10 protein-coding genes and 1 pseudogene are annotated in these 13,476 nt (G+C 41.5%); 6 read left to right on the forward strand and 5 right to left on the reverse strand.

Annotation, left to right across the window (positions count from 1 at the left end):
- Positions 1 to 19 precede the first annotated feature (19 nt).
- Positions 20 to 1,207: a glycosyltransferase gene (locus IQ234_RS00055; RefSeq protein ID WP_193955554.1), complete on the reverse strand. Its 1,188-nt coding sequence runs from the start codon at positions 1,205 to 1,207 to the stop codon at positions 20 to 22.
- A gap of 71 nt (positions 1,208 to 1,278) precedes the next feature.
- A pseudogene (locus tag IQ234_RS21675) lies at positions 1,279 to 1,470 on the reverse strand (hypothetical protein).
- Positions 1,471 to 1,600: 130 nt separating this feature from the next.
- On the opposite strand from IQ234_RS21675, the gene IQ234_RS00060 reads away from it, so the two are divergent.
- The 5 genes from IQ234_RS00060 (at position 1,601) to IQ234_RS00080 (ending at position 8,769) form a co-directional block, all read left to right on the forward strand.
- Positions 1,601 to 2,824, forward strand: a complete 1,224-nt coding sequence (locus tag IQ234_RS00060) for an NAD(P)/FAD-dependent oxidoreductase (protein WP_193955555.1) — start codon at positions 1,601 to 1,603, stop codon at positions 2,822 to 2,824.
- A 30-nt stretch (positions 2,825 to 2,854) separates the two neighbouring features.
- On the forward strand, positions 2,855 to 4,069 hold the full coding sequence (locus tag IQ234_RS00065; RefSeq protein ID WP_193955556.1) for an S-layer homology domain-containing protein: 1,215 nt from the start codon (positions 2,855 to 2,857) through the stop codon (positions 4,067 to 4,069).
- A gap of 184 nt (positions 4,070 to 4,253) precedes the next feature.
- On the forward strand, positions 4,254 to 6,473 hold the full coding sequence (locus IQ234_RS00070) for a heavy metal translocating P-type ATPase (RefSeq protein ID WP_193955557.1): 2,220 nt from the start codon (positions 4,254 to 4,256) through the stop codon (positions 6,471 to 6,473).
- A gap of 90 nt (positions 6,474 to 6,563) precedes the next feature.
- A complete protein-coding gene (hemE, locus tag IQ234_RS00075; protein WP_002768397.1) occupies positions 6,564 to 7,613 on the forward strand; it encodes a uroporphyrinogen decarboxylase in 1,050 nt (349 codons plus the stop codon).
- A 208-nt stretch (positions 7,614 to 7,821) separates the two neighbouring features.
- Entirely contained in the window at positions 7,822 to 8,769 is a 948-nt protein-coding gene (locus tag IQ234_RS00080; RefSeq protein WP_193955558.1) for an NAD-dependent epimerase/dehydratase family protein, read from the forward strand.
- A 628-nt stretch (positions 8,770 to 9,397) separates the two neighbouring features.
- Here IQ234_RS00080 and IQ234_RS00085 read toward each other — a convergent pair.
- A complete protein-coding gene (locus IQ234_RS00085) occupies positions 9,398 to 10,510 on the reverse strand; it encodes a DegT/DnrJ/EryC1/StrS family aminotransferase (protein ID WP_193955559.1) in 1,113 nt (370 codons plus the stop codon).
- A gap of 127 nt (positions 10,511 to 10,637) precedes the next feature.
- On the opposite strand from IQ234_RS00085, the gene IQ234_RS00090 reads away from it, so the two are divergent.
- Positions 10,638 to 11,414, forward strand: coding sequence for an ABC transporter permease (locus IQ234_RS00090; protein ID WP_193955560.1), 777 nt, complete (start codon positions 10,638 to 10,640; stop codon positions 11,412 to 11,414).
- Positions 11,415 to 11,501: 87 nt separating this feature from the next.
- Here IQ234_RS00090 and IQ234_RS00095 read toward each other — a convergent pair whose 3' ends face one another.
- Positions 11,502 to 12,518, reverse strand: a complete 1,017-nt coding sequence (locus tag IQ234_RS00095) for a type I glyceraldehyde-3-phosphate dehydrogenase (protein WP_193955561.1) — start codon at positions 12,516 to 12,518, stop codon at positions 11,502 to 11,504.
- A 472-nt stretch (positions 12,519 to 12,990) separates the two neighbouring features.
- A complete protein-coding gene (locus IQ234_RS00100) occupies positions 12,991 to 13,305 on the reverse strand; it encodes a DUF3155 domain-containing protein (RefSeq protein ID WP_193955562.1) in 315 nt (104 codons plus the stop codon).
- Between the last annotated feature and the right edge of the window lie 171 nt (positions 13,306 to 13,476).

Raw genomic sequence — 13,476 nt, forward strand, 5'->3', positions numbered from 1 at the left:
TTCTAGAGGCTTGCTCTAGCTAATTAGGATAAACTCGCCCTTTCCATCCCCCTCCTTGACCGCGCCAATAACGCAGGGCAGAATCGACGGTCATTAAACTATAAAAGAGGGCAATTAGGGGTAAAGTTAAAGCCCGCAGGGGGGATAGTTTATATAGTCTTAAAGTCGGGCTATAGGAGAGGGCAATTAGTAATAAGGTGATGGTGCTAATTATGATAATTGATGTTTCTTTTAAGACCAATCCCCAGATTAAGCCGAAGGGGGCGGCTAAATAGGTTAAAAACATCCCGAAAATTGTCCCGATTAACCAAAGTGTTGAGTAATTTAGTTGCGTAAAGGCGGTGCGGGCTACCATATTCCAAATGCTGGCTAAATCGGGATAGGGACGGAGACTATAGGTGGTTTCTGTTAATCCTAACCAGATGGATTTTTCGGTATTTTCGGGGTGATTTTGCAGATATTTTTTAACCGCAATCGCCAAAGAACAATCATCAATTAAAGCTTGTTTAAGAATCTCAATACCGCCAATTTTTTCTAGAATATCTCGGCGAATTAAAATGCAACCTCCGGCAGCGGCTGCTATCGGGGAATTAGGATTATTAACTAAGGCAAAAGGATAGAGTTTCTCGAAGAAAAAAACAAAGGCAGGAATGAGGAATTTTTCCAAAAAACTGTGACAGCGTAGCAACACCATCAGGGAAACTAAAGCTTGTTTTTCTTGTATTGCTTTGGTGACTAATTGGGTTAAATTATCTGGTGCGTGGGCAATATCGGCATCGGTAAAGAGAAAATAATCGGGTGCGAATTTCTCGGTAGCCTCTGTTATTCCCTGTTTCATTGCCCATAATTTACCTGTCCATCCTATCTCTAAAGGTTGTCCAGAAATAATAGTTATCTGGTCAGATTTATGAGATTGTTTAGCAATTTCTTGGGCAACTTTTCCCGTGTCATCACTGCTTTGATCGTCAATTAAAATAATGGAAAATTCGCCTTGATAATCTTGGTTAAAGAGGGAAGTTAAACTGATAGGTAAAACGTCGGCTTCGTTTCGCGCGGGGATAATTGCCGAGACTTTTGGATAATTTGTTAAGGGAGAAGTGACAGGATTAATTTTTTGGTTAGATAGCCAAAATTGTCCCCTAGCTAAGATTAAATATAACCAAATTATCAGCGATAGGAAAGTAACTAATAATAAGAAAAATGTCATAAGCTGGTGGCCTTTCGATGAGGGAATAGGGAACAGGTTAAAAAGAGTAAGTAGGTAGGTGTTAAAAGTTGTCAGACACCCCCCTTAATAAGGGGGGCAGGGGGGATCGGCTCTTCTGGTTTCTGTGTGGAAACGAGGTCTATACTGATAGTTTCTTCGGCAAAATAGTCCTAAAAGTCTTTCTTGGTCAACATTTTACGATTCCATAAGCAAAAATTATCACACAAAGTCGAGAAGAGCCGGGGATCGAACCTAAAATCCATTTTTAATTTAATTATAATCAGCTACTTATCAAATTTAGATGGACAACAGCTTAACCAGTTTGGGGTTTAACAGGAGACAATTTAGGGTAAAATAGAAGCAAGTTAGCAAGATTAGATGAGGGAGTAAATCATGGATTATGATGTCGTAATTATTGGGGGTGGACCGGCGGGAGGTCACTGTGGTAGATTATTAAGTGAAAAAGGTTATCGTGTTCTTTTAGTGGAACAACATTCTAGTTGGCAAGATAATAACTTTTCTAGTGCCGCTTCTCCCCTAGAAATTTTAGAACAATTCAATCTCCCCGAAACCGTAGTGGCTAGGTTTTGGAAAAATCTCGAAATTATCTCCACTAGCATACATCATTTTTGGTCATCAGCGCAACCTTTAGGGGTAGTTTTTGATTTTGCTAAATTGCGAGAGTTTTTAGCCGCAGAAGTGCTGCGTTGGGGGGGAGAAGTTCGTTTAGGTTGTCGTTATCTGAAATATCAACAAACGGAGAATCAGCTAACTGTTTTCTTGAAATCAAAAGGCGAGGAAATCGAGACAGTTACTACTCGTTTATTGGTTGATGCTACCGGATACGCTAGAGCAGTTATGTATAAACATAGACGAGAAAAACCTAATTTTTTAAAGGGGGTAGGTATTGAATATTTAATTGCTGTGCCAGAAGGCGATTATCAAAAATATCAAGATAGTTTAGTATTTTTTCTCGGTCATAAATGGAGTCCTAAAGGTTATGGCTGGATTTTTCCTATGGATAATCGGCAATTAAAAATAGGAGCCGCTTGGTTAGAGGGAGAACATCCTTATATTTCTGAAGTTAAGCCTTTAAAAAGTTATATTATCGAGATAATAAAAGACTACATGAACTTAGATAATTACGAGCTAGTAGAGCAACACGGTTCCATCGTGGAATATTCCTCTGGACTGCAAGATATTTACTATAAAAAACCAAATATTATCGCCATAGGTGATGCAGTTTCAACTATCAATGCTTTAGGAGGGGAAGGCATTCGCCATGCTATGAAAGGAGCCGAAATTGCCTGTCAATACATGGAAGAATATTTACAGGGAAAATCGAGTAATTTTGCTGCTTATCAACAGCGGATGCAAGAATATTTTCAACCCAAATGGAATTTATCCGATCGCCTCAGTCGCAAAGTTTATTTAGAATATAGTGATGCGCGTATTGATCAAGGAGTATCCTATCTCAAGTATCTTTCTACTCAGGATATAATCGACGTTTTATTTTACTACAAATTTGAAAAATACACAAAAGGGTTAGGAGGATTTCTGCTGGGGAAATTACGTCAATGGTGGCGCAAAATTTTTCCTAGTCAAAAACCTGAGTAAATAAGCTAGGATAAAGCTAAGGAAACAATATTGGTAAAGACCGTGAGTAAGTTTATTCGCTACAGTACAATTATCACCCTGCTGGGCATTTTAGCAGCCTGTAGTGGCAATCCTGACCTAGAAAATCGTCTGGCTGCCGATCCTAATCTACAAACAAATCCCATACCAGAAAACTCTCCTAATAACAGGCAATTACCCGCAAATTTTCCCGCAGAAATTCCTCGATATAGTCAATCAGAATTATTATCCGTGCAGACAAATCCTGATAATACTGGTGGACAAACCCGTTGGCAATCCAACGATCCCAGCAATGCGATCGAGGCTTTTTATCAACAGGAATTAGTTAATAATAATTGGGAAATTATTACTCCATTTTCTGGGGAAGGAGTTAATAGTACCCTAACGGCCCGTCGAGATAATTTAGAGTTAACTATCACCATAACTGCCACTTCTCCCAATACTGAATATAGCCTCGATTATCGTCCAATAGGAACCCCGATTGCTTCCCCTAGTCCCTCCCCTAGTCCTTCCCTTAGTCCCTCCCCGTTACCCAATCTTAATCCCACCAGTTTTAACGATCTAGAATCCTTACCTAATCCCTTAAAAAGCCACATTCAAGACTTAGCTAGATTAGGAGTATTAACAGGTAATAACAATCAGTTTAACCCTAATAATACCATAACGCGCCGAGAATTTGCTCGCTGGTTGTTGCAGGCTAATAATGCCATTTATGCTAATGTAGCGGGTAAACAAATCCGTTTAGCTACTGCCAATAGTTCCCCGACTTTTAGTGATGTTAAAAATAACGATCCCGATTATATTTATATTCAAGGATTAGCAGAAGCGGGGTTAATTCCCTCTCCTTTAACGGGAGATAGTAGCGCCATTTTATTCCGTCCCAATGCTCCTTTAACCCGGGAAGATTTAATCGCTTGGAAAGTGCCATTAGATGTCAGAAAAGCTTTACCGAGTGCCAATCTTGATACGATTAAAAATACTTGGGGTTTTCAGGATACTAATAAAATTAACCCGCAGCTGGTGCGCGCTCTTTATGCCGATTTTCAAAATGCTGAACAAGCTAATATTCGGCGAGTTTTTGGTTTTACTACCCTATTTCAGCCAAAAAGGCCAGTAACTCGCGCTGAAGCTGCCGCTGCTTTATGGTATTTTGGTTTTCAGGGTGATGGTGTTTCCGCTGCCGACGCTGTGCAGGGTCAAGATACGCAACAGAGTGGGGTTAATTGAAATTTGTCCATAAAAACTAAGGGTGTGTTAGGAAAATACAAGCCATTCTTTTTTACATTTCTTCATATCTATTCAGAAAAATTAACAGAGGATTCTTGACCCTGCAGCTAGGGGAATATTTTATCCTAAAGATATAACTCTGCTGCAGGGGATTTTGTTGCTGACTTCCGCTGCTATTAACATTATGACCCATCAAACTCTCAAACTCGCCGGGATGAGTTGCGCTGGTTGTGCTAATTCGATCGAGCGGATAATTAAATCTATCCCCGGAGTGATTCGATGTCAAGTTAATTTTGGCATGGAACAGGTGGATGTGGACTATGACCCCAAGCGTACCGATCTTAACACTATTCAAGCAAAAGTTAGGGATGCTGGTTTCCAGACCACACCGATAACAGAAATTAATCTCGAATCCAGGCCAGAAAAAGAACTTCTCCCTAAACTATTGATCGCTATTGTTATTAGTATTATACTTTTGATCGGTTCTTTACCGATGATGACGGGTTTATCTCTATCTTTTATTCCCCATTGGTTACACGATCCTTTACTACAATTAATTCTCGCTACTCCCGTCCAATTTTGGTGTGGTCAAAGTTTTTATAAAAATGCTTGGAAAGCTTTTAAAAATCGCACTGCCACCATGGACACTTTAGTGGTTTTGGGAACCAGTGCCGCCTATTTTTATTCCCTATTTTTAACCTTCGAGAGTGATTTTATCGAAAAACAGGGGTTTCCTTCCCATGTCTATTACGAAGCATCAGCTATCGTCATTACTCTGATTTTACTTGGTCGTTTCCTCGAAAAACGGGCCAGAAAAGAAACAGCTGCCGCGATTAAACAATTAATGGGATTACAGGCCAAAACTGCTAGGGTGATTAGGGAAGAACAGACGCTAGATCTACCAATAGAAGAGGTGAAAGTAGGAGATATAATTTTAGTGCGTCCGGGGGAAAAAATTCCCGTCGATGGCATAATTATCCAAGGCAGTTCTAGCATTGATGAATCGATGGTGACGGGGGAAAGTTTACCCGTGCGAAAAACCGTCAATCAACAGGTAATAGGTGCGACAATTAATAAAACCGGTAGCCTACAAATGCAAGCGTTACGGGTGGGAAAAGATACGGTTTTAGCTCAGATTGTCCGATTAGTGCAAACCGCGCAAACATCAAAAGCACCTATACAAAGATTAGTCGATCGAGTGACTGCTTATTTTGTGCCGGTGGTGATGATTATTGCGGTAATAACTTTCTTATTTTGGATTCTCCGCACGGGTAATCTCACCCTCGCTTTGATTACAATGGTGGAAGTCCTAATTATCGCTTGTCCCTGTGCGCTAGGATTAGCTACACCCACCTCGATTATGGTGGGAACAGGACAGGGAGCAAAACAGGGAATTTTAATTAAAAATGCCGAAAGTTTAGAATTAGCCCATGGTATTACTACTATTGTCCTCGATAAAACGGGAACTCTCACCCAGGGTAAACCAACGGTGACGGACTTCTTGACTCGCGAGGGGGTGAGGGATGGACGGGAATTGTCGCTGCTGCAGTTAGTCGTGTCGGTGGAGAATCATTCTGAACACCCGTTAGGAGAAGCAATAGTTAAATATGGGCAGTTAAACCAGATTAAAACCCTAGAAGTAAGCGAATTTGACTCAATAACTGGGTCAGGAGTGCAGGGAAAAGTCGGGTCAGATTTCGTGCAAATCGGTACACAACAATGGTTAGAAAGTCAAGGGATCGAAACAAAAGTTCTTAAAAAAGTCGCCCACGATTGGGAATGGCAGAAAAAAACCGTGGTCTGGATAGCGGTTAACGGAAGTTTAGAGGGGGTGATTGCCATTTCCGACGTTTTAAAACCTTTTTCTTCCTCAGTGGTCGCCAAGCTCAAAAAAATGGGCTTAGAAGTGATGATGATGACGGGGGACAACCTCGAAACTGCAGAGGCGATCGCCAGTGAGTTGGGTATCCGGCGCTTTTTTGCCGCACTCCGTCCCCAACAAAAAGCCGAAAAAATCGAATATTTGCAGAAAAAAGGGAAAATAGTCGCCATGGTTGGAGATGGTATCAATGATGCGATCGCATTGGCACAAGCGGACTTAGGTATTGCTATTGGCACGGGGACCGATATAGCGATCGCCGCCAGTGATATAACCTTAATTTCGGGAGATTTACAGGGAATTGTGACCGCTATTGAGTTAAGTCGAGCAACAATGGCAAATATCAAAGAAAATCTCTTTTTTGCTTTTATTTATAACCTGATTGCCATTCCCATCGCTGCCGGAGTCCTCTATCCTTTTCTGCTCAATCCGATTATTGCCGGTGCTGCCATGGCTTTAAGTTCCCTTTCCGTGGTGACAAATGCCTTGCGATTGCGTCGAGTTCATCCCAGGGTGGGGGGATAATTTTCGTTAACAATTCTTAAGGAAAAACCAGAAAAATTAGCTGTACGGGGGATGATACCGTAGAAAAGGCAATAGAATAATCACCGTGATATGACTGACTCCCCTGAAATACCTTATTTATTACGCGCTGCCAAAGGAGAAATCTTACCCCGTCCTCCCGTGTGGATGATGAGACAAGCAGGACGTTATATGCAGATTTATCGAGAATTGCGGGATAAATACCCCAGTTTTCGGGAAAGATCAGAAAATGCCGATTTAGCGATCGAAATCTCCCTGCAACCTTGGCGTGCTTTTCAACCGGATGGGGTGATCATGTTCTCCGATATCCTTACTCCCCTAGCGGGAATCGGTATTCCCTTTGATATTATCGAAAGTAAGGGGCCGATTATCGATTCTCCCATTCGTACTCAAGCGCAGGTGGACCAACTTAATCCCCTCGATCCCGATCAGTCTTTACCTTTTATCAAAACGATTTTAAAAACCCTGCGTCAAGAGGTGGGAAATAAATCCACTGTACTAGGTTTTGTCGGAGCGCCTTGGACTTTAGCAGCATACGCAGTGGAAGGGAAAGGTTCTAAAAGTTATTCTGTGATTAAAGGGATGGCTTTTTCGGAACCCTCGGTACTGCACCAATTTTTAGATAAATTAGCGGATATGATTGCCACCTATGTCCGTTATCAAATCGATTGTGGGGCGCAAGTGGTACAAATGTTCGATTCTTGGGCGGGTCAATTAACTCCCCAAGATTACGATGTTTTTGCCTTACCCTATCAACAAAAAGTAGTTCGTTTGGTGAAAGAAACCCATCCCGATACACCTTTAATTCTCTACATTAGTGGCAGCGCTGGCGTTTTGGAAAGAATGGCTAAATCGGGGGTTGATATTATTAGCGTCGATTGGACTGTCGATATGGCGGAAGCGAGACAGCGTTTAGGTAAAGCGATGATGGTTCAAGGTAATATCGATCCGGGGGTTTTATTCGGTTCCCAGTCTTTTATTCGCGAGCGGATTCTTGATACTATTCGTAAAGCGGGTAATCAAGGCCATATTCTTAATTTAGGTCATGGTGTTTTGGTGGGAACTCCTGAAGATAACGTGCGTTTCTTCTTTGAAACTGCTAAAGGATTTAGTTATCAATAAAGTTACTCAGGGAACAGGAAATGGGGAAATGGGGAAATGGGGAAATGGGGGAATTTAACTAAAACCCTAAAACCCCAAAACCCTAAAACCCCAAAACCCTAAAACCCCAAAACCCCAAAACCCTAAAACCCCAACACACAACACCCTTTTTGACTTTTTACTTTTACTTTCAAACTGTCCCCTAAATTCTGCTGGATAAATTAAAATAATGAAAAAAATATTTCTAACAGGTGTGAGTGGCTGTATTGGACATTATATCGCTGAGATTTTACTGGAAAATCCCGACTATGAATTATATTTTTTAGTGCGTAATCCAGAGAAGTTAAAATTTACTTACCAAGGGCGATCAAATGTTCATATACTTTTAGGCGATATGGAAAATATTGGGGTATATGGCGAGCTTTTAAAAACAATGAATATAGCGGTTTTAATCGCTACCAGTTGGGGAGGAGAGGAGGAAAGTTATCAGATTAATGTGGTAAAAACCCTAGAATTAATTAGTTATTTAGATGCTCAAATCTGCGAGAAAGTCCTCTACTTTTCTACCGCCAGCATTCTCAATCAAAATAATCAACCTTTACCGGAAGCTGGGGAGATAGGAACTAATTATATCCGCACTAAATACACTTGTTATAGTAAATTTGCTGACCTAGAAATCGCCGATAAAATTATCACTTTATACCCCACTTTTGTCTTAGGTGGTGATGAAAATAAACCCTATTCTCATATCTATGGTGGTTTACCAGATGTGTTGAAATATATCGGTTTAGTGCGTTGGTTTCAAGCTGATGGCAGTTTTCATTTTATCCATGCTCAAGATATAGCTCAAGTGGTGAATTATTTAATCGAAAATCCTGCGCCAGAAAGCAAAATTGTTCTAGGCAATCAACGCACAACAGCTAACCAAGCAGTGGAGGAAATCTGCACTTATTTAAACAAAAAAATCTATTTTCGGATTCCTTTATCTTTAACCATTGCTAACTTTTTTATCAAAGTTTTTAACTTGCAGATGGAAGCATGGGACCGTTTTGCGATGAATTATCGCCACTTCACCCACATTAAAACCTATACTCCTGCTGATTTTGGTTTAAAAAACTATTGTTCCACCCTCGATGATGTTTTAACCTTGCGAGGAATTCCCCGAAAAAAACCCTAAGTAGTTGGACAAAATGGTTCTTCCGAACTTACACTGTAGAAAATTCCCCAAGCTCCCTCTCTGTCCAGCAATGCTTTAAAGTTGATAAATAGGGTCTGCTGAAAAAGTTTTTCCTGGGGGTAGGAGTCAGGAGTCAGGAGTCAGGAGTCAGGAGTTTCAGGCTTTGTTGCCCTTGTTTTTTGTACCAAGCGATGTACTACAAGAAGGATAATGCAAGGTTTTTGAAAGTCCCAATCCTATTTTCGCAGCATGAACATCGGACTTTAACAGGTCAAAAGCCTTATTTTAAAAGGGTTTTACCATTATTCAGCAAGCCCTAAATATCAATCTAACAAAAACTAAAAGCCCTAGTATACAAGCTTTACAAGCATGAGTTGTTGATATAGCGTTTCCTAAGCTAGTGAGGTACGCCTATTTTGCTTCCTTTTTGGCTTTTGTCTCTTGCCTTTTGCCTAAAACCCATAACTTTTGTACCTCAGCAGACTGAAAAACGCTGTAGTTTTACATTACAGGTTCGGTAGAGCCACAATTTTTAACACCTACCTACATAATTCATAATTCATAATTCATAATTCATAATTCATAATTCATAATTCCTAATTCCTAATTCCTAATTCCCACTGATAACTCAGGAACTATGCAAACAATCTTTCAGCGCATAGGCTACCTGTTGTTGTTCCTCAAAGCTCAAATCGGGGAACATAGGTAAAGATAACACTTTTTCACTGGCCAATTCAGCCATGGGTAAATCACCTTTTTTATAGCCTAAATACTGATAAACTGGCTGTAAATGTAGGGGAATCGGATAATAAACCATGGATAGGACATCTTTTTCCTGCAAAGCTGCCCGAATTTGGTCACGATTTTCCGTTAGGATTGTGTACTGATTCCAAACGTGCTTACCCCCAGCTAAAGCGGCAGGTAAAGTGATATTAGGCAAAGGTTGCAGTAATTCTCGATAACGTTGGGCAATCTCGATCCGTTGATTATTCCAAAAATCGAGATATTTTAGCTTAATTTGCAAAATAACCGCTTGAATGGCATCTAAGCGGCTATTGACACCGATTACCTCGTGGAGATAACGCACCTTGCTACCGTGTTCTTTAACCATGCGAATTTGTGCCGCTAACTCGGGGTTATTGGTGGTAATTGCGCCACCATCGCCACAACCGCCTAAATTTTTGGTGGGAAAGAAGCTAAAACAGCCAATATCGCCGATACTCCCCACTTTCTGCCCATGCCATTCTGCTCCTGTTGCCTGCGCGCAATCCTCAATCACCAATAAATTATGGGAACGAGCCAAATTTACCACCTCAGACATATTGACAGATTGCCCAAAAAGGTGTACTGGGATAATCGCTTTCGTCTGGGGAGTAATCGCTTTTTCCAACAGTGCCACATCGAGGTTAAAAGTATTAATATCGATATCGACAAAAACCGGCACTGCCCCGACTAAATTAATCGCTTCGGCGGTGGCAATAAACGAAAAAGTGGAAGTAATTACTTCATCCCCCGCTTGAATACCGAGGGAGCGCAGTGCCAGATAAAGGGCATCGGTTCCCGAATTACAGGCAACACAATCGCTAACACCGTGATAGAGGGCAAATTGTCGTTCTAATTCGCTCACAGCTTCACCGCCAATATAGCGCCCAGAACGGAGGATTTCTAAAACGGCATGATTAGCCTCTTCGCTGATGACTTGGTATTGACGGGATAAATCGACGGGGGGAATTTTACTCACGCGCTTTCACTCAAAATTAGAGACTAATCGGGATTTGTCGGCGAAAAGAAGGAATAATTAGTCAAAAATAATTATAAACTTGCTATTTATAGATGAAGTGTCCTTTTAATTTGTTTCTTTTATTTTTATGGATGGATTAGTAGAACTAAATCTGGTGGATTTGGGTTGGGCTTTGGGGATGATGGGTATTTGTTTAATCCTCTCCCGTTGGTCAAATTTAGCCCTAGAGGGACAATTATTATTGGCGACTGCTCGATCGATCCTGCAATTATTAGTGGTAGGCTACGTTATCGCCGTTATTTTTTCCCTGGATAATCCTCTAGCCGTGCTGGGGATTTTGGCAGTAATGATGACCATCGCGACTATTGTTGCTAAAAATCGCATTGATAGCCGAGATAAAGGCTTATTACCCCTAGTTTTCGGCTCTTTATTGATTAGTAGCTGTCTAACTCTAGGTTATGCAATCGCTTTAATCATTCAACCAGAACAATGGTACTCACCCCAATACTTAATTCCCTTGACGGGGATGGTGTTAGGCAATGCCATGAATAGTGCCTCTTTAGCCGGGGAGAGATTAAGCAGTGCCATTAAAAGTCACCGTTTGGAAATCGAAACCCATCTTTGTTTGGGGGCAACTCCTCAACAAGCGATCTCATCTTACCAAAAAGCAGCGATTCGAGCTAGTTTAATACCCACCCTCAATCAGATGATGGTAGTGGGTTTAGTCAGTTTACCCGGAATGTTCACTGGACAGGTATTGGCAGGAAGTGAACCTTTAAACGCCGCTTCCTACCAGATACTGATCCTGTTTATGATTGCCCTAGCTAACCTAATCACCGCTCAATTGGTGACAGAGGGAATCTATCGGCGCTTTTTTAGTGAGAATTTATCACTTATTAGTTGAAAGGAATCGGGGGGCGGGGGTTAGGGTTTTAGGGTTTTAGGGTTTTAGTTGAATTCCCCCATTCCCCTATCCCCTAACGGCCAAAAATTAGGCCTTCCACTTGCTGGCAACGACTTCAGCGAGATCAACCACCCGTTGGGAGTAACCCCATTCGTTATCGTACCAAGCGATAACTTTCACCATATCGCCACCCATCACCATGGTGAGACTGGCATCAATGATCGAGGAGGCATCAACACCACGATAATCAGAGGAAACGAGAGGCAAATCATTATATTCGAGAATTCCTTTCAAAGAATTTTCCGAAGCTTCTTTGAGGACTTCGTTTACCTGTTCTGCGATCGTGCTTTTTTCTACTTGCGCCACTAAATCCACCACAGAAACGTTAGGAGTGGGTACGCGCAGAGCGATACCGTTAAGTTTCCCTTTCATTGCGGGGATAACTAAGGCTACAGCTTTAGCGGCACCGGTGGAGGTGGGAACGATGTTAACGGCGGCGGCGCGAGCGCGACGCAGATCTCGGTGACTAGCATCTAGAATCCGTTGATCACCAGTGTAACTGTGGGTGGTGGTCATTGTCCCTTTGATGATGCCGAAGTTTTCGTGAATCACTTTAACGACAGGAGCCAGACAGTTGGTGGTACAACTGGCATTACTGATGACGTTGTATTTATCGTGTTCGTATTCGTGAGCGTTGACACCAACTACATAGGTTCCCACACCCGAACCTTTACCCGGTGCGGTGATGAGGACTTTTTTAGCTCCTGCGACAATATGCTTAGAAGCGCCCTCTTCATCGACGAAAACACCGGTAGCTTCGATCACTAAATCTACACCCCATTCTGCCCAGGGCAGATTGAGGGGATTGCGATCGGAATAACATTTAATGGTTTTACCGTTAACAATTAAAGAATTATCATCGGCATCGATATTAGCGTTAAGTTTGCCTAACATCGAGTCATATTTGAGCAGGTGAGCGTTACTCCGGGGATCGGATGTATCATTGATCCCCACTACCTCTAAGCCACTATTAGTCCGTCCTAACCAACATCTTAGGAAATTACGTCCAATCCGTCCGAAACCATTGATCGCTACTCTAATCACTGCTGCTTGCCCTCTACGTTTTAGTGCAATACATAAAAAAATAATTAATGTTCCCAATCATACCTTAAAGGTTGAACTTTACGATCCTGATCGAAAATAATTTATTAGCTCACCAATCCTATCGGGTTTAAATGAGGAAATTTCATTGATTAAAGCGATTTAAAGCTAAAATTAGCCTAAATAACCGCTAAAAAATTCTCATAACCCCATTCCCTCCTTAGCTGTTCGCCTTTTCGGCGATCGGATGTGATACTAAATCCAGTTATTAAAAACTGATTATCTATTCCCCCTTGTGCCTCTTGCCTTTTGCCTATCCTGATATGTTACCTATATTTAACGGATTTAGTATGAGTTTCCAGTTCACTGATTACTGATCACTCAAAGATCCCCGCTCCTCTTATCCTCAAAAAAAACTCGTTTACTTTTCTGTAAACGAGTTCACTTTCCATGATAAGATTAATAGTCCTGTGATTTATTTAGCAACTGCTACTGCTACCTTGAGGGGCTGAGGCTGTAGGTCGCGCAAACTTGGGAAAAGGAAGTGGTTTTCCTCCACATATTGCGCTCCAAACAGTCCTTTTTCAGCCCAGAAATAGCGATCGGTTGTATGCTCGTTACGCTTAACAATCAATAAAGCTGGTGGGCTAATGCCTATAGCTTGAATATACTTACGCGCCGCAGTTACGGGTTTATCCTCGCCACTTTCAATACTATACTGGGGTACAAGTTCAAGTATCTTACGTCCTTCTTGACGACGGCGACTTTTACGTTTCCGTTTTCTGGCCAACCCAATTACCTCCTGTTCTGGCTAATCGTTGTAATGATAGTTACAAAAGCCGTAGCGATTATATCCCTTCTAGACCAAGAAATCAAGTGTCCCTCACAAAGCCAATTACAAACAAGTTTGACTGGAAGCTAGACTGGGACTATGTTTAAGTTTTTCTGACAAAAACACAGC

Source organism: Microcystis aeruginosa LEGE 91341, from assembly GCF_015206885.1.
GTDB classification, from domain to species: domain Bacteria; phylum Cyanobacteriota; class Cyanobacteriia; order Cyanobacteriales; family Microcystaceae; genus Microcystis; species Microcystis aeruginosa_H.

What these genes read in the sequence shown, in the direction of transcription:
- IQ234_RS00055 (WP_193955554.1), bottom strand. Translation starts at nt 1,207, where the DNA reads ATGACATTTTTCTTATTATTAGTTACTTTCCTATCGCTGATAATTTGG.
- IQ234_RS00060 (WP_193955555.1), top strand. Translation starts at nt 1,601, where the DNA reads ATGGATTATGATGTCGTAATTATTGGGGGTGGACCGGCGGGAGGTCAC.
- IQ234_RS00070 (WP_193955557.1), top strand. Translation starts at nt 4,254, where the DNA reads ATGACCCATCAAACTCTCAAACTCGCCGGGATGAGTTGCGCTGGTTGT.
- hemE (WP_002768397.1), top strand. Translation starts at nt 6,564, where the DNA reads ATGACTGACTCCCCTGAAATACCTTATTTATTACGCGCTGCCAAAGGA.
- IQ234_RS00080 (WP_193955558.1), top strand. Translation starts at nt 7,822, where the DNA reads ATGAAAAAAATATTTCTAACAGGTGTGAGTGGCTGTATTGGACATTAT.
- IQ234_RS00090 (WP_193955560.1), top strand. Translation starts at nt 10,638, where the DNA reads ATGGATGGATTAGTAGAACTAAATCTGGTGGATTTGGGTTGGGCTTTG.